This window comes from Microbulbifer weihaiensis, from assembly GCF_048323715.1.
Classification (GTDB): domain Bacteria; phylum Pseudomonadota; class Gammaproteobacteria; order Pseudomonadales; family Cellvibrionaceae; genus Microbulbifer.
The window spans coordinates 59,371-80,614 of record NZ_JBLWFL010000010.1 but is presented as its reverse complement, the minus strand read 5'-3'; the positions used below and the strand labels follow the sequence as shown (position 1 = coordinate 80,614).

The window sequence follows — 21,244 nt, the reverse complement described above, 5'->3', positions numbered from 1 at the left end:
AGCAAAGTCTATTCTGGAAATGCTTCACTGCCAGTGCCGAAGTAAAGTTGCAAACGCGTTGGCATTTTTTTTAGCAATAGAGTGGGATCTCATGACTACCAAAATTCTGCGCAGAGCCGCACTGGCCGCCGCGATCGGCTCCATATCCAACGGCGCATTGGCTGCAGGCTTTGCACTTCAGGAATCAAGCACCTCTGGTCTCGGCCGTGCTTTTGCAGCTGAAAATGCGATCGGCGACAACGCGGCGATTCTGGCTCGCAACCCGGCAGGGTCGGCCCTGTTTGACACCATCACCATTTCGGGCGGCGTGACTTACGTGAACCCGGAAATTGATGCCGCCGGTTTTACTGAATACTACGCGCTGACGGCCAACGGCCCCTTCCCGCTTGCCGAGCCGCTTTACGCAGAAGCCAACGATTACGCCAGCAGCGCCTGGGTACCCAACGCGTACCTGGCTGTACCTTTTAATGACTGCTGGTCTTTCGGCCTCGCGATGAATACAGACTATGGCCTGGAAACAGACTTCAGAGCCAGCTGGCCCGTCACTCATATCGCCGACAAGACTGAACTGATTTCAGTAAACATCGCACCGTCCGTGGCGTTTGATTTCAACAATACCTTCAGCATCGGCATATCCGCAAACTTCCTGTATGCCGATGCCACACTGAAATCAAAAGTGCCGTCTGATTTCATCATCAACCCGGATTTTTCCGATCTGAAGATTCTCGATGCAGACGGGGACGACTGGGACTACGGCTGGAGCATCGGTGCACTGTGGCGTATTAACGAGCGCACCCATATCGGTATTTCCTACCAGTCTGAACTGGATCCAAAGATTGATGCCGACGTAAACTCGGACCTGCTCCCCGCCTTTAACAACGCGGGCCAGATCATCGGCACCTTCGATGGCGAGCGCGCGAACTTGACGCTGGATCTCCCGGACACCCTGGAACTGGGTGTTTATCACCGTTTCGACGACAACTGGGGAATCGCCTTCGGTGCCATGTGGACCGACTGGGATGATTTCGAGCGCCTGGAAGCGTTCTTCCCGAATCAGCGCGTCGGTGACAATCGGATCTCTAGCTACAACCCATTCCAGATCAAGGAAGAAAACTTCAGCTCCGGCTGGCGTTACAGCCTGGGCCTGGAATACTACCCCTGCGATGAAGTGACCTGGCGCGTCGGCTATGCCTACGATGAGGGTGCTGCGCGCAACGGACTCTACGACGAAGAAACCCTGGCTACGGGCTTTGACGTTACCTGGCGCACCCTGTCCATTCCGGACGCCGACCGCCAGTGGGTTACTTTCGGCGGCACCTATGAAATCAACAACCAGTTGAGCATCGACGGCGGCCTCGCTTACCTCTGGGGTGACGATGAAACCATCCAGGAGTTCCAGGCACTGCCGGTATCCAGTGACTTTACCCTGGGCACCTACTTCAATGGTGGCACCACCAACCTCGAAGCCTGGCTGGCCGGTGTATCCCTGAACTACAGCTTCTGATTGGGCACGGTCAGATAACGACTTGCCATTGGGGTCGGGCAGAAATGTCCGGCCCTTTTTTATAGGGGTTCATGCCCGCGACTTTTTTCGAGGGTGCGGGCTTCCGCAAGTACAGACACTCAAGCACGGACACTATAGTGCCGACGACCTCCGTCGCGGGGACTCACAAGTTATGGTGACCGCAGCCGACAGCTTTTATTTTTTCAAACGCTTCCCATAAAAAAAGCCCGGCTATACCGGGCTTTTTTTATTGTCGAGAGGATCACCAACCGCACTGGCGATCTTTATTCTGCTCCTGCAGATAAGCCATAAGCGGCTGGAAATAATCTACGATCGCAGCAGCATCCAGTTCACGCTGGCCGGTGAGAGCTTCCATCGCATCGGGCCAGGGCTTGCTGGCGCCCATGGCAAGCATGTTGCGCAACTTCTTGCCAGCGGCGTCATTTTTGAAAATGGAGCAACGGTGCAGCGGCCCGGTTTCACCCGCCGCTTCACACAGTGCACGGTGGAACTGGAACTGCTGGATGCGTGCAAGGAAATACCGCGCATACGGGGTATTGCCGGGAATATGATACTTGGCACCCGGGTCGAAGTTCGCTTCACTGCGCTGAACAGGAGCCTGGATGCCCTGATATTCTTCACGCAATTTCCACCAGGCCTTGTTGTAGTCACCCGGTTGCACTTCACCGTTGAACACCTGCCAGCGCCACTTGTCGACCAACAGACCAAACGGCAGGAATGCAATCTTGTCAAGCGCCTGCTGCATCAGGTAACCAAGGTCTTTATCTTCGCCGGGAATCTCGTCCATCAAACCGATTTGCTTCAGATATTTCGGCGTAATGGACAGCGCTACCGTATCGCCTACCGCCTCGTGGAATCCGTCGTTCGCGCCTTCTTTGTACAGGAACGGCTGCTGGTTATAAATCCGCTGATAGAAGTTGTGCCCCAATTCGTGGTGAATCGTAATCAGGTCTTCACCTGTTTTATTGATACACATCTTGATACGGATATCGTCCTGGCCATCGAGGTTCCAGGCACTCGCATGGCATACCACGTCGCGATCGCGTGGCTGCGTAAACTGGGAGCGTTCCCAGAAGGTTTCCGGCAGAGGCTTGAAACCCAGGGAGGTGAAAAACTTCTCACCCACCTTGACCATGTCCTTCTCACTCATGCCTGATTTCACCACCAGCTCGGTGAGATCGTAGGGCGCCTGCATATCATCATCTTTGACGATGTCGTAAATGTTGCCCCACTCCTGGGCCCACATGTTGCCCAACAGGTGCGCGGGGATCTTGCCCTGTGCAGGTACAACGTCATCCCCGTAGTGCTCGTTCAGCTTGGCGCGCACATGGCAATGCAGCGCTTCATACAGCGGCTTTACCTTGTTCCACTGCGCATCCATATCGGACGCGAAAGCATCCGCGGGCATATCGTACTTGGAGCGCCACATAACGCTGAGGTTGTCATAACCCAACTCCTGCGCGCCGGCATTGCCGATTTCCACCTGACGCTCGTAAAGCGGTTTCATCGGCGGAGAAACTTTGCGCCAACCCACCCAGAGATCTTTCAGCAATTTGGGATCACGGCTCTTGGCCATCAACTGGCCCATCTCGGTCAGGGTGTAGCATTTCTCCTTGTCGCCCTCGCCCATGCAATACTTTCCGGCACCGTACATGCCCTGCATTTTGGAACCGATCTGTGCCAGCTCGGCCGTCAGCTTGGGATCTTTGGGTGCAGGGAAAACCAGGCCCTGTTTAAGCATGGTGAGCATGCGCCGGGTTTCCGGGTCGAGCTCCAGACTGTCGAATTGCGCCGCTTCCTGAGCCAGCTCTACTGCCAGTGAGGTATAACGCTCCACTGCGAGAGCTTCGGTATATTGGGAGTCAACGTTGATATAGGTTGATGCCAGCCAACTCGCATGGCTGACTTCTTCCGCCATCTTTTCCAGGCGGGCTTGCGCGTCGTCAAGGAATGCCTTCGCGCCCTCGGGCGTGATGCTGGTACTGGCTACACCGGCTCGGGCCACGGTTCCCGCAGAGGTATCATCGGCGCCATAGGACACCTGAGCCGCGGAAGACGGTGCCCCCGGTTGCTGTATTGCCCCCTGCTCCGTTTCCCGGTTGTCACACGCAGAAACAGCCATTGTTGCGGCAATGACCAGCGCTAGCTTTTTCATCAGCATCCCCTGTTTTTTTTGCGTTATTAGTTGGTTCGACCCGGAGCGCAAGCAGGCGCCTCGGTATCTGAACCTGTCGCCGTTTTATAGCACACCCACTACCGTGACCGGGATGCCATAGCGGCCCCAATTGCCACATAGGCACAAAATTCCCCAAATGAACCATAGTTTGGAGAAATGTCTTGCTTGAAATTTCAGACGCAGAGTTCGTACGCTCGCCGCAATACACCAGGCAACACGAGAATCGGGTGGAAGAAGAAAAATCGGGGAGATAAAAATGGAGGCGGCCCAACCAGCACACCCCCGGCACATGATGTCACTGCTACCGTTGCTCCCTTCCGGGCCTGGCGGGGTTTACAGCTGATCATTGCGAGGAGACCGGAAGGGCCACCATAGCGCATCGAGTTTGTTAGTGGCGGCTTGATGTAAGCCCCTGCACTCGAAGAGGGCGCGATTATAGAGATTCGACGCGCCGCTTGCCACCCCCTTTTGGGAAACTTCTCTGGCGAATGAAAAATCACCGCCTCCGGGCGACAATTTCCACCGCCAAAAAGCTATACTGTGCCGCGCCCGAAACCGGGCCGCCCCTTCCATTCTCGCAGTCGGAATTTCTATGCACCTGTTTGTCGACAGCCTTACCAACGTGGATTTCAGCTACCTCGACCACTGTCGCGGTATTGTCGGCGAAACCTGGCTGGCCAACGCCGCGCTCGACGGCGCACTGGATCACCAAGGCATGGTGGTGGATTTTGGCATCGTCAAAAAGACCCTGCGAAACTGGCTGGACACAGAGCTCGATCACCGCCTGCTTGTTCCCACCGGATCCCCCCACCTCTCGCTGTCACGAGATGGCGACACCGTGGATATTACATGGCAGCTGGACTCCGGCGACACCGTGACCGTGAGTGGCCCGGCACAGGCCTTCGCGCTGGTTGAAGCCGGGGAGATCACCGCAGAGTCCGTGGCTGGCTGGTGCGTACAACAACTGGCCGGGGTATTCCCTACCAGCGTGGACAAGCTCAGCCTGACATTTTCCACCGAAGTCATCGACACACCGTATTACCACTACAGCCACGGCCTTAAAAAGCACGATGGCAACTGCCAGCGTATTGCCCACGGCCATCGCTCACAGATCCGTATCGATGTCGACGGAAAGCGCTCCAGCGAACTGGAAGCGGAATGGGCGGCGCGCTGGGCCGATATCTATCTCGGCACCCGCGAAGACCTCCAGCAAGCACAGGGTGACCAGCTGCACTTCGCCTACAGCGCCCGCCAGGGAGCTTTTACACTGAGTATCCCCGCCAATCGCTGCGAGATCCTCGAGTGTGATACCACCGTTGAGCAGCTGGCCCAGTACATTGCCGCCACATTGGCTGGCAGCAACCCGGGCGCGGAAATCACAGTGCGGGCTTACGAGGGCATCGGCAAGGGCGCAGTAGCCACTGCCCGGGCCTAACTGATACGAACACTGCCGTCGGCGGCCCATTACCGCACCTCCAGATCCACTGAAAATTGACCGCTGTGGGGACCAGGTCTTGAACCTCATTCTTCTCGAGAGTAGCGACTTTGTCGCACCGGGGCGCGCCGTGCTTTTTGGCCGGCGCCACCAGCACATCACTGAAGTACACCGGGCACAGGCCGGCGAACAATTGAAAGTGGGCCTGGTCAACGGAGAGATCGGACATGCTACGGTGCGCCAAGCGGATGCAGAACGGGTCGAGCTCGATGTAGCGCTGCACCAGGCACCACCACCGGCACTGCCACTGACAATGGTTCTGGCCCTGCCACGCCCCAAAATGCTGAAACGCACCATCCAGCACGCGACCGCTCTCGGGGTAAAAAAGCTCTATCTGGTCAACGCCTACCGCGTGGAAAAATCCTACTGGCAGAGTCCGTGGCTGACGGAAGACAAGCTGCGCGAACAATGCATTCTCGGTCTGGAGCAGGCCGTAGACACCATCATGCCGCAGATCGAACTGCGCAAGCGCTTCAAGCCTTTCGTGGAAGACGAGCTGCCAGCCATAGCGGCCGACTCACTCAAGCTGGTCGCCCACCCGGTCACTGATGCGCCCTGCCCCGTGGATATCCATACCCCGGTAACGCTGGCGGTCGGCCCCGAAGGCGGATTCATACCGTATGAAGTGGATAAGCTCCAGGAGCAGGGTTTCAGCGCCGTCCACCTGGGGCCGCGTATCCTGAGAGTCGAAACAGCGCTGCCCGTGCTGCTCAGCCGGCTGTTTCCCGCCCGCTGACCCCGGCGGGAGCCCCGCTCTCCCAGCCGAACTCGCAACACAACTCCCCTACCGACGCTCGCTGTCCGACAGGACTTTTAGGCAATAAAAAAGCCGCGCTAAAAAGCGCGGCTACGAAGGGCAGTCGGACACTGCCAGGTCTCACAGAGCGGGGCCTCACAGCCCCAAGAAGAGAACAGGTTCAAAATTTTTCATAGGGCGTTAGATCAAGCCGCAACCCCGGATTCCACCGCAGACTTCTGCAGAGCCAGTTTGGGATCTACGTACTCGTAACCCAGAACATCAGCGACGGCTTTGTACGTCACCATACCGGCGTGAACGTTCAGGCCTTCCAGCAGGTTGGCATCATCCAGCAGTGCCTGCTTCGCGCCCTTGTTGGCCAGTGCAACCGCAAACGGCAGGGTTGCGTTGTTCAGCGCCATGGTAGAGGTACGAGCGACACCGCCCGGCATGTTGGCTACACAGTAGTGCACCACGCCGTCGACCACGTAGGTCGGCTCCTGGTGGGTAGTCGCCTTGGAAGTTTCGAAACAACCGCCCTGGTCGATCGCCACGTCCACAACCACCGCGCCTTTCTTCATGCGGCTGATGTGATCGCGAGTCAGCAGCTTCGGTGCTGCCGCACCCGGAATCAGAACTGCACCGATAACCAGATCAGCTTCGAGTGCATGCTGCTCAATCGCATCGTTAGTGGAGTATTCGGTGCGCACAGCGCCGCCGAAGATATCGTCCAGCTGACGCAGACGCGGCAGGGAGCGATCCAGAATGGTCACGTCAGCACCCATACCCAGCGCCATTTTGGCTGCGTTGGTACCAACCACGCCACCGCCGATAATCAGCACTTTTGCCGGGGCTACACCGGGAACACCGCCCAGCAGTACACCCAGGCCGCCCTGGGCTTTTTCCAGGTGATGCGCGCCGCACTGTACGGACATACGGCCAGCAACCTCAGACATCGGCGCCAGCAGCGGCAGGCCGCCGAAACGGTCGGTTACGGTTTCGTAAGCAATGCAGGTTGCACCGGATTTCACCAGCAGCTCGGTCTGCTTGGGATCGGGCGCCAGGTGCAGGTAGGTGTAAAGCAGCTGGCCCGGGCGCAGCATTTCGCACTCGTGCGGCTGGGGCTCTTTTACCTTGACGATCATTTCAGCGGTCGCGAAGATCTCTTCCGCGCTGGCAATGATCTTGGCACCAGCCTGCTCATACATTTCGTCAGTAAAACCGATGGCGGAACCGCCATCCTTCTGCACGATCACCTCGTGGCCATGCCCGACCAGCTCGCGAACGCTCGCTGGAGTCAGACCGATGCGGTACTCGTGGTTTTTAATCTCTTTTGGTACACCGATCAACATAACGACTTCTCCTAAAGGCTCCGTGAACGCAAACAACTGCGCCCCGTTTTTCTTGGCTTTCGGCTAGTATAGGGCTGCTCTGGAAGTTGTTTTCTGTACATTTTTGGTTAGGATTAGTGGAATCCACTGGCTAGAGCATGCCCTTGCACATTTTTCAACCATACGAAACTGGTTCTGGCACCACAGCCAGATCAAGCAGCAATCGCGACCAGTAAGTCCCGTATTTTCACCCACTAATGGGCCTGAAAACCCTTTGACGCCAGGAGAGCGCCATGAAACGCCGCGCCAATGAATTGAGCACTATCGATCGCAATATCCTGCGGGTACTGCAGAAGAACGGACGCACCAGCTATGCGGAGCTGGCCCGCCAGGTAGGCCTCACGCCTACACCCTGTGTGGAGCGGGTGAAAAGAATGGAGTCCGATGGCGTGATCCAGGGATATACGGCACTGATCAACCCGGAGTTTCTCGACGCCGCACTGGTAGTGTTTGTTCAGATCAGTCTCAACCGCTCAGCCCAGGATGCCTTCGAAGCGTTCCGCAACGCTGTATCCGCGCTGCCGGAGGTTCAGGAGTGTTACCTGGTCTCGGGCAATTTCGATTACCTGATCAAAGCGCGGGTAGCAGACATGAGCGCCTATCGGAAATTTTATGGCGAAACCCTGCTCACCCTTCCGGAAGTTCAGGAGTGCACCAGCTACGTGGTGATGGAACAGGTGAAGGAAACCCTGGAAGTGCCGGTGCACTACAATCGCTAAAACGACCTCCCAGGATTGCCTCTTTCCAACCGAACCACCTCATTCACCACAGTGAGGTGCACGGCGGCACAGTCCGCTTAAGAGCCCCTCCTCAGCCAGGGGCCTCCACGCCTCTCCTCACGCTAACGCCGGGCCAAACTGCATAACAGAAGCGGTCAAAGCACGTAAAAAACAGAATCGCGCCAACTATTGACCAACTTCTCACCACTTGTCGCCCCGCCCTCTAGGATTAATGGAGGTAGGTTTATTAACTCAAGTTGCGGGAAATGATGTACCAATCTCTACGTAACCCACTCCGTTGGCGGAATCTTTTTTTCTCAGCATGTCTGGTAGCCGTCGGCTGCGGAGAAAAAGAAGCCGCGAAACCAACTCCACCGCCCAAAAAAGTGGAGGTCGTCGAAGCCAAGTACGTGAGCTTCAGGCCGAGCTTTGAAGTGCCCGCGGTGGTGGAAGCCGTGGAGACCGCACAGATTTTCCCCCTGGTCGCGTCGAGAATCCTCTATCAAAACATCGAGCCGGGAAAGTATTTCAAGCAGGGCGAAGAACTCGTAAGGCTGGATCCCTACCCCTTTGAGACTAAAGTAGCGACGGCCCAAGCCAGCGTCGCCGAAGCGATGTCCAATTACGAACAGGCAAAGGCCAATTTCAATCGCGCGCGAAACCTGCGTCCTCAAGGATATATTTCAGCGAAAGACTTCGACACCGCAAAATCCGCCATGCAGGCGGCAGAAGCGCAGCTCAACACTGCACAGACCACACTGCAGCAGGCGAGACAGGATCTTTCTCATACCTCAATCGTCGCACCATTTTCCGGGCGTGTGGGGCATCCCAACTACGCTGTGGGCGACTTTTTCATTCTGCCCAACTCGGTGCCGATTACCCAGCTCATCAAGGTAGACCCGGTGTATGTACTCGCGCACATCGGCCAGAAGGCCTACAACGAGTTTTACAGCGCGCTGGATAAACTGAAGCAGCAAGGGCGCGCCATGCCCAACATGGAGCTCTACATCGTACTCCCGGGCGGTACCGTGTATCCGTACAAGGGAGAATTCTTCTCCTGGGATGCCACTGCAGCCGCCACTAGAGGCACTGTCGCTGCGCGTGTCCTGTTCCCCAATTCTGACGGCCTGCTCCTTCCCGAAGAAAATGTCACCCTGCACGGCAAGCTCCTGGAAGAAGTAAAACGCATTGTGATCCCGCAAAAGGCGGTTTCTCAGGATCAGCAAGGACACTACGTTTACCTGCTCGACCAGGACAGCAAGGTCAAACGGGCCAATATCGAAGTCGGCATGCGTATAGGGCCTAACTGGGCTGTGCGCGAAGGGCTCAAAGTGGGCGACCGGGTACTCGTTGAGGGCCTGCAGAAAGTGAGCCCCGGCGACGCCGTGGAAGTCACCCCAGTCGAAATCAAGCAATTCGAAGACCCGACACCACCAAATCTGCGCCCACCGCCCCGCTCCCTGCGCGAGCAACTGCGCAAAGAGCAGGAAGCCTTCCGGGAATACCAGAGGTCAACCATGGAAGTGAGGCAGCAGAACCAGCCCGGTGACGTCTACACCCCTTATGAAACCGGCAAGTAGCGTGGGAAACTGAGCAGTGAGCGAGAATACCCATCTGTTTATCCGACGCCCGCGCTTCGCCTTCGTGATCGCGATCCTGATCACCTTTCTGGGTTTACTCTCGGCGATCGTGATGCCAGTGGATCAGTACCCGGATATCGCGGCGCCGAAAATTTCAGTGGTTGCCGTTTACCCCGGTGCGGATGCCGAGACGGTGAAGAATGCCGTCGCGATTCCCATTGAAGAGCAGGTAAACGGTGCCGAGGGCATGGTTTACATGACCTCCAACTCCGGCAGCGATGGCACCTATACACTGTTCATGACGTTCGACATGGACACCGACGACGACATGGCGCAGGTGGACGTGCAGAACCGGGTGGCGCTGGCAGAACCGTCCCTCCCCCCGGAAGTGCTGAAGCGCGGCATCAAGGTACGCAAGCGCTCCTCCGACATGCTGATGGTGGTCAACCTGTTTTCCCCGGACAACCGGTTCGACGGTGTATTCCTGTCCAACTTTGCCTCGCTGAACCTGCTCAACGAACTTGCCCGCGTACCGGGTGTGGGCGAGGCAAAAATCATCGGCCCGCTGGATTACGGCATGCGGATCTGGCTCGACCCGGTGAAGATGGCGAATCTGGAAATTTCCGTGCCGGAAGTACTCGGCGCAATTCGGGAACAGAATATCCAGGCAGCCGTAGGCCAGCTCGGCTCACCGCCCTCGCCGGAGTCCACCCAGTTCCAGTATGTACTCACGACCAAAGGCCGCCTGAACTCTGAGGAGGAGTTCGGCGATATCGTGCTGCGCGCCGATGAAAAAGGCGGGGTCGTGCGCGTCAGGGATATCGCGCGGGTGGAACTCGGCGCGCAGATATACAAAGGGTATGGCGAATACAACAATGGCCCCGGTGTGCTGCTGGCGATTTACAAGCTGTCCGACGCCAACGCGCTGGAAGTAGCGGAGAATGTCAAAGCCAAGGTAGAGGAGCTGTCGCAGTACTTCCCCGAAGGGGTTGAAGCGGTCATCGGCCACGACACCACGGAGTTCATTGCCGTATCCCTGGAAGAGACAGTGTTCACCCTGATCATGACGATCATCCTCGTCATCATCGTGACTTATCTGTTTCTGGGTAATGTGCGCGCAGCCCTTGTACCCACCCTGGCAGTGCCCGTATCCATCATCGGCACCCTCGCGGTTCTGAATGCGATGGGGATGACGATCAACACCGTGACCCTGTTCGGCCTGATTCTCGCCATCGGGGTGGTGGTTGACGATGCCATCATCGTCGTCGAAGACGTAGAACGCATCATGCACGAAGAGGGTCTGGACAAGCGCGCGGCTACCGCCAAGGCCATGAAAGAGGTTTCCGGCCCGATTGTCGCAACGTCCATGGTGCTGGTGGCCGTATTCGGGCCAACCATGCTGCTGCCAGGTATGACCGGGCGAATGTTCGGCCAGTTCGGCACCACCATTACCGTTTCCGTATTGATCTCCATGATCAATGCGCTGACACTCAGCCCGGCACTGTGCTCGACCATTTTGAAGGAAGGCCACAGCAAGCCCAACCCGGTTATCCGCGGATTCAACTGGGGGTTTGATAAAGTTTCCAACGGCTACCTGAAAATCGTGGACTGGCTCGCCCGGCATATATTGATCAGCCTCGCTATCATTGCCGGCCTGTTCGTCTGCCTGTTCCTGCTGTTTCAGTCTGTGCCCCGGAGCTTCATCCCGGATGAAGACAAGGGATACTTCATGGTCGACGTTCAGCTGCCCGAAGCGGCCGCGCTGGAGCGCACCGCGGAGGTCATCGACCAGATCAACGAGGCACTGATGCAGGATCCAGCCGTGGACAAAGTCCTGTCGGTGAATGGCTTCAGCCTGCTCAATGTGATGCTGCAGTCGAACGCGGGCATGGTCATCGCCAAACTCAAGTCCTGGGACGAACGTAAGTCCCCTGAGGTGTCGCAGCAGGCGCTGCAACAAAAATACCAGGCGCAATTCGCCCAGCTGCCCGAGGCACAGGTACTCGTCTTTGGTGCGCCCGCCATTCCCGGACTCGGCGCCATGTCCGGTTTCTCGTTCATGCTCGAGGATACCCAGGGTGTGGGCGCACAGGAGCTGTTCAAAGTCGTGCAGGACTTCTCTGCCGCCGCCACTGAACAGCCGGAAATTGCCCGGGCCTTCTCGATATTCAAGGCCGGCTCCCCCCAGATCCGGCTGGATATCGATCGGGTAAAAGCCAAGACTCTGGGGGTAAAAATCAGTGATATTTTCCTGACACTGCAAACCCAGCTCGGCGCCATTTATGTCAATGACTTCAACCTGTATAACAAGACCTTCAAGGTCATGGTGCAGGCCGAATCCAGGTTCCGCCAGCAGGAAAAAGATCTGGAGAAAATCTATATCACTAACAACAAAGGTGAGCCGATTCCGCTTCCCGCCATCCTGAGCACCGAGCCAATCCTCGGTGCCGTGACGCTCAAACGCTACAACACCTATGACGCGGCCAAAATCAGCGGCGGTCCGAATGTGGCCGGAGGTTTCAGCTCGGGCGACGCCATGGACGCACTCGAGCGGGTCGCCATCGAGACCCTTCCCGACGGCTTCAAGTACGACTGGTCCGATTCCAGCTACGAAGAGCGCAAAGCCGGCAATGCATCCACCATCGCCCTGGTGCTGTCGCTGATCTTTACCTTCCTGTTCCTCGCGGCACTGTATGAATCCTTCATGACGCCATTCGCGATCATCCTCTCTGTGCCAATCGCCATCGTCGGTGCCATTGCCGCACTGATCATTGCCGGGGAACCCCTCAGCCTGTATGGCCAGATTGGCCTGGTGCTGCTGGTCGCCCTGGCCGCGAAAACCGCGATCCTGATCGTGGAGTTCGGGAAAACCCAACGCGAGGTAGAAAGGCTGTCGCTGCACGACTCGACAGTGACGGCAGCAAAACTGCGCTTCCGCCCGGTAATCATGACGACTCTCTCCTTCGTCGTTGGCTCCATCCCACTGGTGATCGCATCGGGTGCCGGCGCCGCCAGCCGGATCTCTCTCGGCACCGCTGTCATGGGCGGTACCATCATGGCGTGTATCGCAGGCACGCTACTGGTGCCCATCTTCTTCAAAGTGGTCCAGGGGCTGCGGGAGAAGGTGCACAAGGGGGAAACTGGAGAAGCTGCCAAGCTGGAGCAGAGAGCCCAGCAAGAGCACGGCCATGACAAGGCCGCAGAATAAGCGAGTGGCAAGCGACAGCCGCTGAAGGGGCTTTTACCGGGACGAACCAAAAACGTTATCCTCATGCCGCCGCCAACTGTCGAGGCACTGGCGCCGGGATGACGATAACGCTGACAAACCGGGTCTAGTACTTGATACCCAGCTTGCGGTACAGAAACCCGATCACCCAGGCCGGGCCCACCAGCAGGAACTGCAGGTCTTTGAAAAACGACGGCTTCTTGCCCTCAATATGGTGCCCCACAAACTGGAACACCCACATCACCACAAACACCCCAACCGACCACCAGAGCACACTCTGCCCGGCCGCCTGAAGCGCACTACAGGCCCACAGGCATATGGCAGAGAGCGCAGCCATACCCAGCGCCAGCGGCACAGACATCAGCAGGTAAAACAACATCGTCGGCACCAGCGCCACCACCGCCCAGTTCAACCATGCAATCTGGGCCATCCACTCGGGCTGGGGAATAGACCAGAACAGGCCCACGACTGTCGCGTAGATCAGGGGAACCGCCACCCAGTGAATGGCCTTGTTGGTGGAATTCTGGTGGCTCTCACCGTACTCGGTGAACCATTGATCTGCTGTGCGCATATTGGATTCTCGCCTTGGTTGTTATTGGGTTATGGCTATCCGGAGATCGTACTCCAAGAATCATCAAGAACCGATCAGTCACAAAAACAAGATTCTAATTTCTCTGACAACAAACTGGCCTTAGAGTACTTTTTAAACATTCGAAGCGGTTAACATACCGCTCATTAAGCTTCACCGGTTAGCGTTTCGTAACCTAATAACTTCATCCTTAACGGCATCAATAAACTGATCCGGCGGTTTGTAACCGTACTTTTGAACTGCATAAATGATACTGGAGTGTGCATAAAATGTGACTCCAGAATCATTTTCAGCCAGTATTTCGCAATCCGTTAGCTGTTCTTTTGTTTCAACTCCGTTCTTCGAAAAAAATAGCTCGCATAGCTCCATCTTCCCCCCAGCCAATTCCAAATAAGCCAAGTGACGACGGACATTTACACTCCGCCCTTTTTGGTAAAGGAACCAAAGATTATCTACAAAGCCTTCTTTTGAAACCAGCTCGACTTCGGAAAATAGTAATCCCGCATCAAAACTGGCTATTTTCTTATGATTACTAGGGTGTACAAATATTCCACCACTTTGAAAAATTTTATTCATTCCTCTAGCTTCTCCCACCCTTCTCCGACCTGCTTGTAAAAACCGTCTGATTCTTCTTTATACACGCCGTCCGTGTGATAAATGAGGTTAGAGTTTTTATGGTTTGGATCATAAGTACATGCAGCCCAGTGACACTCTCCCATATTCGGGCGCAGAAGTTTATCAATAGTTGTATCAACATTCACAGTTCTGGACGTCGGCTGCAGATTTAGCTTTCCACAATTGGGAAACAAAGTTAACTCTGGCATCTCTTCACCAGGACCATAAACTTTTGAAAAGGCACCATGCTCAAGAGGTATTCCATTTTCAATCGCAACGCCTAAATCATCTGTAATTGTCGCCCCTGGCGAACTATATATTGTTACGGAAGTTCCTTCTGGCACCTTCACCATTTTTCTTTCATTCACACTTCCATGCCCTGCAAAAACAATCCTTTTACCGCCCCCATTTAGATCACAATCTTTAGATGACAAGCCGTAAGGATCTATCCAATGCAACGGATTTGGAACAAAGCCATATAAGTTATACCCACCAACGAGTCTAATTGGATCCTGTGAGGTGAAGACGCTTAGCCAAGGATCGTAATACCTAAACCGGTTGTAATGTAACCCACTCTCATCATCAAAATACTGTCCCTGAAAGCGAATCGGCTGGACAATCTCGCCCCTATGAGCAATAGCCACACAGCCATAAGACTTGTAGCTAACGCTCCACACCACCTCACCTTCTTCATTTGTCAGCGCATCTGGCGTACCGAGGTGATCAAGGTGGTAACTGTAAACCTCGCCACCTTCGCACAAGGCGATGGGCTTGAACGTGGCGGGTTCGAAGTAGTAGGAGCGTGATGTCAGATCCTGCGAGGTTTCGGTATCTCGAACCTTTTCCTGCAGAAGAACGTCACCATTCCATAGGAAATCGGTTGTCTGTTCGAACCCCTTTTTGCTGATGCGGCGACCGAGTGCATCGTACTGATAACAGGTTTCGTTCTGTAACTGCGCTTCGCCCTTGTCGTCTACTCGGTAGTGGGCAACGGCAATCAGCTGGTGCTTACTGTTGTAGCGGTAGCGGGTCTGAAGCTTCTGACTCTTGCCCCGCAGCGCGGCAATGCGGTTGCCCTGGACATCGTATTCGTAGTGGGTGTCGCCGCGGAACTTCAGGCGGTTACCGCTGACCTGGGTCGCACCGGCTTCTTGTTTCGCCTCTTCCGAGCTACCAGCCGCGGCGAGGATGTTGTGCGCAGGGTCGTGGACGAAGTGCTCGGGGTTGGGGCCATCCACCTGGGTCAGGCGGTCGAGGGCATCGTAGTGGAATTGGCGGTCGCCTCGCAGGCTGTCGCCGATGTGGGTTATCTGGCCGCTGCGATTGTAGCCATAGGTGCGTTCAAGGACGGGGTTTTCTACTGGCCCTTCGCCTTTGCCCAGGCGCAGTTTATGCAGGCGGCCCTGGGGGTCGTACTGGCTTTCGGTGGCGAGGCCATTGCCGTGCTGGCGATGGGTTTCGCGGCCCAGTTCGTCGCGGCTGATCTGCGCCAGCAACTGTTCCGCCTCTGCACCTGCCGGGCGGCGGTGCAGGCTTTCGAACTGGCCGGCGGCGTTGTAGCCGATGCGCAATTCCTCTCCGTCGGGGAGTACGCTGGCGATACGGTTGCCGGCGGCGTCGTAGCGGTGGCGGATCTCGGCGTTATCCTGCCAGTCGCCAATTACCCGGCCACAGGCATCGTATTCCCAGCGCAGTTTACGGTGAGCGTTTTCCGCTTCGGTCATCTGGCCCATGCGGTTGTAACGGAAGCTGGTTACGCCGTCCGGGGTGGTTTCCTGCAGCAGCCTGCCGAAGGCATCGCGCTCAAACAGGGTGTCGATGCCTTTGCCTGACTCGATATCGGTGACTGCGCGGCTGCCGATGAGATGGCCAGCGGCGTTATAGGCATAACGGGTAACGCGGCCGTCGAAGCCCACCTCCTCGATCAGGCGCTCTTTCAGGTCGTACTTGAGCTGGTACTGCTCGCCCTTTTCGTTGACCAGGCCAACCAGGTTGCGCTCACCGTCGTACTGGTATTGCAGACGGCTGCCATCGGGGTTGGTACGCGCGGTGACCTGGCTCAGGCCGTCGTAGTCGTAGCGGGTGCTGCGGCCTTCGGCATCGATGATTTCCGCTACCAGCCCCTGTGCGTTGTAGCGGTATTCCGTGCGCCCGCCATCCGGGGCAATTACTGCACTGATACGATCCTGGCGGTCGTATTCGTAGCGGGTGCTGAGTTCAGGTGCGTGTTGGACTTCGGTCAGGCGCTGGGCAATATCGTAGCGGTAGTGCTGCGAGCGCCCCATGGGGTCGTGTACCGCGGCCAGTTTGCCCTGGGGGTTCCACAGGTAGCGGGTGGTGTTGCCCAGTGGGTCGGTGACACTGCCGACGAGGCCAATCGGGTTGTAGGTGTACTTGGTACTGTGGCCAAGTGGATTGGTAGACGCAGTGATCTGACCGCTGGTGTTGTACTCTCGTTTCCAAACACGACCGCTGGCGTCAGTGATCTTCGCCGGCAGCCCTTCCGCGTTGTACTCGATGCGGTGTACACCGCCGGTGGCGTCGGTCTTGGCGACCAGGCGCCCATAGTCGTCGTATTCGTAGTGCTCTTCCCGCTGTTGGCCCGCTTCAGCCGGCAATTGCACAACGGTGAGCTGACCGAGCGCATTATATTGGTAAAGGGTCTCGCCCCCTTCCTGGTCGCGATGGTAGATCGGCAGTGCACGCTCGTTGAAGCGGTAGCGTTCCTCGCCCCCGCGGGTGTCGATGACATTAACGCCCTTGCCATCGTCATCCCACACAAAGCGGTAATTGTAAGTAGGCTGGCCATTGATGTCGTCGCCCCACTGGCGCATACAGCGCGCGCCGGGCCCCTCGGCATCCCACTCGAAGTGGAAGTTGTAACCCGTCTTCAGGGTACGCTTGCGGATCACGTGGCCCTGATACGCATACGATTCGCTCAAGCCGTCTGCGTCGGTTGCGCGTATCAGGTCGCCTTCAGCACTGTATTCGTAGCTGGCGATGGACTGAATACGGCCATCGCGGGTTTCTTTTTTAAGCTCGCCGATGCGGCCATTGACCGGAGAGATATGCAGCGCTTCGCCGAGGCTGCTCTCCACGCAGATCAGTTGCTTCTCGACGTAGTGGAAACGGTAAAAATTGTTGTAACCGTCGCGGATTTCCGCCAGAGCCAAGCGGTTGTCGCCGGGGTTCAGCCCCTTGAAGTGTTTCTGCAAGCCGGCCGGTGCGCCGTAGGGGGTGATGACCCAGTGCTTGTCATCGACGCGCTTGAGGCTCAGCTTTTCCACTACGTTGTGGCTGCGCCCGCTCCCGCCCGGGTGCGGCAGCACAATGACCCGGCCTTCGCTGTCGTGAAAATGCAGCGGGTTTCCGGCACCGCGGTATTCAAGCCGCTCGCCGAAAGTATGAGTCCAGCCGTACCCGAGACCGAAGTCATTGTGGTTACTGCTGCGGTAGGTGCGCGCCATGGTCAGTGGCAGCGGGCCATCCAGCACTGCATCGACCAGTGTCAGGCGCTCTTCACCGGTCTTCAGGTTGATTGGCTCACCGCCCTCACAGGCTTTGGCGTTGCACTGCGAGCTGTCGCCGTTGTGGTTGCGGCCCGTATCGGTACTGTTGTTATCGGGTTCGTTGGGGTCAGCGGCCGGTTGCTGTGACTCTTTGCCGTCCGGCTGCTTGGTGGCTGCAGATTTTCCGGACGACTTCGCACCACCGCTGGTGGCGTCGGCAGCGGCGGCTGTTGACACCGTCGCCTCGGTAGACTTGAGGTCAGAAAGCGACGCACCACCGGATTTTGCCCCGCGGGTTTTGGCCAGTGCCATGCGACGACGCTGGTAGCGGGCGAATTCCAGCATCTGATCGCCGATGCCCTTGAACAGGTTCAGCAGCCGGGCATTTTTTGCCATCGCGGCAACTGCGCCAACGCCTCCGGTTACCGCCGCAAGCACGATGGTAAGAATGATTTCGAACAGGCCCCCACCGACAAACTCGGCAATTTCAAGGCTGTGCTGGGCTTTGACGTAGTCTTTGCCGAAACGGCTGATATCGTTGCGCAGTGTCGGATCGTCATAGACCAGGTGCGCAATATCAAACGCCTGCTCCAGCTGGCCTGAGGTGATGGTGCTGGGATCAAATCCCAGCGCTTCCGCCAGTTCTTTTTTAACGTTGCTGAGATACTCCCTCGCGGAATCGTCGAAACTTTTATCGTGAATGTAGTAATCGTAGGTTGCGCTCAACAGTTGCGTCTGCTGGCGAACCGGGCTGACCAGCGCCACCACATCGGCAACATCTTTGGTCCACAACGCAAGATCCCACGCGGCCTTACCCAATGCCCGGGCTCCATGCACCACGTGAGCACCGGCTTTTTCAAACTCGTTGCGCTTTTCATGTACCGCCTGAATCCGAGCCGCTTCTGCACGTTCCTCCGCGATGACTTTCTGCAGCCCCATGCGGATACCGTTGCGCAGCTTGGACAACTGCGCATCCAGCTCGCCTTCCTGCAGTGGTGCGACTTCGAGCAACAGGCGGTGCTGACGGACAGCCACATATACTGCGCGATGGGCTTCGCTGAAGTGGGCCGGAGCATCAGACGTGGCCGCGGCAATCAGGTGATCCTGTTTATGGGCGGCGTCGGCAGTAAAAGGCTGCGAAGAGAGAAACCGATCATAAATCTGATCGAGCGTGGAAGGGGAAAAAGAAGCGAGAAGACCCGCAGCTGCGTCGTTATGAAACGTGGTTGGGGCAGTAGCCCAACCTTCGCTAACCCGATAGCGGTCCCCCCGCTGGTTCTCAACTAGAATCTGCATGAATTTTCCCTTTCAGTACGCAGGCTCCATTTCCCGCGCGAATCCTTAGGGGCGAAATTCTAAAAGAAGTGCACAGCACGGCAAAGCCAACGGCTGTGATGAAATCCATTTATTGGGTATTTTTTGCGAACTATTTTCAGTGCATGGGCGTGACTGTTACGGCAGTGCTAATTAGCGCTCATAAAAAATGCCCCGACGCCTCTTCGCGAAGCGACGGGACATCTTGTGCGTACCAACTGGCAAGCAATTCCTGGCAAAAAATTACCTGCGCACGCAGGCATCCAGCTGCAACCGATACAGCTCGGCCATATCGTCGTCAATACAACAGAAAATTATATGGCGAGGTCCACCATCGCGATCCAGGTGCTGCTGCACCTGCTCCACGGCGATCTCCACGGCCTGCTCGTGGGGATAGTCATAGATTCCGCAACTGATTGCGGGGAATGCGATGCTGTGAATATTCTCCCGGCGCGCCAGCGCGAGGCACTGGCGGTAGCAGCTGGCAAGTAACTCCGGCTCGCCGAGGTTGCCGCCACGCCACACCGGACCGACCGTGTGATAAATCCGTTTAACCGGTAACCTGAAGCCAGGGGTTGAGCGCACATCGCCCACCGGGCAGCCGCCAATCTGGCGACAGGCTTCCAGCAGTTCAGGGCCTGCGGCACGATGGATAGCGCCATCAACACCACCTCCGCCCAAAAGCCGCTGGTTGGCTGCATTGACGATTACATCGACATGTAACCGAGTGATATCACCGAGGTGTACTTCGATCACTCTAGATACTCCAACCACGGCACCACCGGTCAGACGTGAATATTCACGCCAAACACTGTGATTTTAGAGCGCTACTGCCCCAGCAATTGACGGTGGCGCGTTGAAACTTCATCGGGGCAATACGTCACAGCACTAACTAAAACAATAGCAGTTGCGGAGAGTAAGAAGCCTGGCAGCAGCTCATAGACATCAAAGATACCGCCGGAGAGCTGCTTCCAGATCAACACTGTAAGCCCGCCCACCAGCACACCGGCAATGGCTCCCGCGCCAGTCATCCGCGACCAGTACAGACTGATCAGGATCGCCGGGCCAAAAGCCGCACCCAGACCAGCCCACGCGTAAGCCACCACATCCAGCACCTTGGAATCCGGATCCATCGCCACGCCCACCGCAATCAGGGACAGCCCGATCACAGCCCAGCGCCCCACCACCACCAGGCGCTCTGACGAAACCTTGCGGCCGAACCACACATGGTAAATATCTTCGGCAAGCGCGGCGGAAGAAACCAGCAACTGTGAATCCGCAGTACTCATGATGGCCGAAAGAATCGCAGCCAGCAGGATACCTGCGACCAATGGATGGAACAGCGCTTCGACCAGAGCCATGAAAATACGCTCGCCATCCGGCAGGGTCTGTGACAGCTCCAGGTGCCCGAACAGGCCTACCGCCAGAGCGCCGAGAAAACCAGCCAGGGACCAGACCGCCGCGACAGTAGCCGCAGCCGGCATATCATCGGGATGCCGCAGTGCTTTGAAACGCGCGAGGATATGCGGCTGGCCAAAGTAACCCAGCCCCCAGGCCAGCGAGCTCAGAATGGCGGCCGCGGTCAGTGTTGCCCCGGTGTTATCGGTCATCCAGTGCATAAGCTCCGGGTGCTGTTGCTGCATGGTGGACCAGGCATTACCCAGCCCGCCCTCATCGGAAATAACCATCACCGGCACAATCACCAGCGCCAGGCTCATCAGCAGCCCCTGAAATACATCAGTCCAGGAAACCGCAAGGAAACCACCAAACAGGGTGTAGGAAATCACCGCCGCCGCGCCGATGAATACCGCCCATTGGTAGTCCCACCCGAATACCGTTTCAAACAGCTTGCCGCCGGCAATGAGGCCGGAGGCCACGTAAAACAGGAAAAACAGCAAAATGAAAACGGCGCATATCGTGCGCAAGTAGGGATGGGCGAGATTGAAGCGCCGGTGCAGGTAGGCAGGCACCGTGAGTGCATCGTCCAGCGCATAGGAATAAATCCGCAGGCGGCGGGCCATTGTGATCCAGCTCAGCAAAATCCCACTGAACAGGCCAATGGCTATCCACGCCGAAGACAGCCCCGTGGCATAGGCCGCACCTGGCAGCCCCAACAGCAGCCAACCGCTCATGTCTGACGCGCCCGCACTCAACGCGGCTACCGCCGGCGGCAGCGAGCGCCCACCGAGGAAGTAGTCACTGGCATTCATGGTACGCTGATAGGCGTACACACCAATGGCCAAAATGAACGCCAGATAGGCGATAAAGGTTAAGGCGACAAGCCATTGTCCGGACATGTAGAGATCCCCGTCTGGTTTGGCAGAGATAGCCTTTTAAGGCGGAATTTTAGGCTCTGCCGACTGTTATTG

General features: G+C 56.9%; 13 protein-coding genes and 1 other RNA gene. 6 read left to right on the top strand and 8 right to left on the bottom strand.

Annotation, left to right across the window (positions count from 1 at the left end):
- Window positions 1–91 precede the first annotated feature (91 nt).
- Complete coding sequence (locus tag ACNKU7_RS12705) at window positions 92–1,504, top strand: OmpP1/FadL family transporter (protein WP_418297363.1); 1,413 nt, start codon at window positions 92–94, stop codon at window positions 1,502–1,504.
- A gap of 262 nt (window positions 1,505–1,766) precedes the next feature.
- On the opposite strand, the gene ACNKU7_RS12700 is transcribed toward ACNKU7_RS12705, so the two are convergent.
- Both ACNKU7_RS12700 and ffs read right to left on the bottom strand, forming a co-directional pair.
- Entirely contained in the window at window positions 1,767–3,680 is a 1,914-nt protein-coding gene (locus tag ACNKU7_RS12700; RefSeq protein WP_418297362.1) for a M2 family metallopeptidase, read from the bottom strand.
- Between the two features lie 287 nt (window positions 3,681–3,967).
- Window positions 3,968–4,064, bottom strand: an RNA gene (ffs, locus tag ACNKU7_RS12695) — signal recognition particle sRNA small type.
- A gap of 229 nt (window positions 4,065–4,293) precedes the next feature.
- Here ffs and ACNKU7_RS12690 point away from each other — a divergent pair.
- Window positions 4,294–5,136, top strand: a complete 843-nt coding sequence (locus ACNKU7_RS12690) for a 6-pyruvoyl trahydropterin synthase family protein (protein WP_418297361.1) — start codon at window positions 4,294–4,296, stop codon at window positions 5,134–5,136.
- Window positions 5,137–5,215: 79 nt separating this feature from the next.
- Complete coding sequence (locus ACNKU7_RS12685; RefSeq protein ID WP_418297360.1) at window positions 5,216–5,932, top strand: 16S rRNA (uracil(1498)-N(3))-methyltransferase; 717 nt, start codon at window positions 5,216–5,218, stop codon at window positions 5,930–5,932.
- Window positions 5,933–6,138: 206 nt separating this feature from the next.
- On the opposite strand, the gene ald is transcribed toward ACNKU7_RS12685, so the two are convergent.
- Window positions 6,139–7,284 (bottom strand): alanine dehydrogenase, encoded by a 1,146-nt coding sequence (gene ald, locus ACNKU7_RS12680; protein WP_418297359.1) that lies wholly within the window; start codon window positions 7,282–7,284, stop codon window positions 6,139–6,141.
- Between the two features lie 272 nt (window positions 7,285–7,556).
- Between ald and ACNKU7_RS12675 the strand changes: the two genes are divergently transcribed.
- The 3 genes from ACNKU7_RS12675 to ACNKU7_RS12665 all read left to right on the top strand — a co-directional run bounded on the left by ACNKU7_RS12675 (window position 7,557) and on the right by ACNKU7_RS12665 (window position 12,830).
- A complete protein-coding gene (locus tag ACNKU7_RS12675; RefSeq protein ID WP_105103798.1) occupies window positions 7,557–8,042 on the top strand; it encodes an Lrp/AsnC ligand binding domain-containing protein in 486 nt (161 codons plus the stop codon).
- Window positions 8,043–8,428: 386 nt separating this feature from the next.
- The gene (locus ACNKU7_RS12670) at window positions 8,429–9,622 is read left to right on the top strand and encodes an efflux RND transporter periplasmic adaptor subunit (protein WP_418297358.1); all 1,194 of its coding nucleotides are present in this window, start codon (window positions 8,429–8,431) and stop codon (window positions 9,620–9,622) included.
- Window positions 9,623–9,638: 16 nt separating this feature from the next.
- Window positions 9,639–12,830 carry an efflux RND transporter permease subunit gene (locus ACNKU7_RS12665; RefSeq protein ID WP_418297357.1) on the top strand — a complete coding sequence of 1,064 codons (3,192 nt, stop codon included), beginning with the start codon at window positions 9,639–9,641 and terminating at the stop codon, window positions 12,828–12,830.
- A 124-nt stretch (window positions 12,831–12,954) separates the two neighbouring features.
- Here the strand turns inward: ACNKU7_RS12665 and ACNKU7_RS12660 are convergent, their stop codons facing one another.
- The 5 genes from ACNKU7_RS12660 to putP all read right to left on the bottom strand — a co-directional run bounded on the left by ACNKU7_RS12660 (window position 12,955) and on the right by putP (window position 21,172).
- Window positions 12,955–13,419 (bottom strand): Mpo1 family 2-hydroxy fatty acid dioxygenase, encoded by a 465-nt coding sequence (locus ACNKU7_RS12660; protein WP_418297356.1) that lies wholly within the window; start codon window positions 13,417–13,419, stop codon window positions 12,955–12,957.
- A 171-nt stretch (window positions 13,420–13,590) separates the two neighbouring features.
- Window positions 13,591–14,013, bottom strand: coding sequence for a DUF7919 family protein (locus tag ACNKU7_RS12655; RefSeq protein WP_418297355.1), 423 nt, complete (start codon window positions 14,011–14,013; stop codon window positions 13,591–13,593).
- Window positions 14,010–18,857, bottom strand: coding sequence for an RHS repeat-associated core domain-containing protein (locus ACNKU7_RS12650; RefSeq protein ID WP_418297354.1), 4,848 nt, complete (start codon window positions 18,855–18,857; stop codon window positions 14,010–14,012). The genes ACNKU7_RS12655 and ACNKU7_RS12650 overlap by 4 nt, the downstream gene beginning before the upstream one ends.
- A 261-nt stretch (window positions 18,858–19,118) precedes the next feature.
- Window positions 19,119–19,631, bottom strand: a complete 513-nt coding sequence (locus tag ACNKU7_RS12645) for an O-acetyl-ADP-ribose deacetylase (protein WP_418297353.1) — start codon at window positions 19,629–19,631, stop codon at window positions 19,119–19,121.
- Window positions 19,632–19,702: 71 nt separating this feature from the next.
- Window positions 19,703–21,172: a sodium/proline symporter PutP gene (gene putP, locus ACNKU7_RS12640; protein ID WP_418297352.1), complete on the bottom strand. Its 1,470-nt coding sequence runs from the start codon at window positions 21,170–21,172 to the stop codon at window positions 19,703–19,705.
- Window positions 21,173–21,244 lie beyond the last annotated feature (72 nt).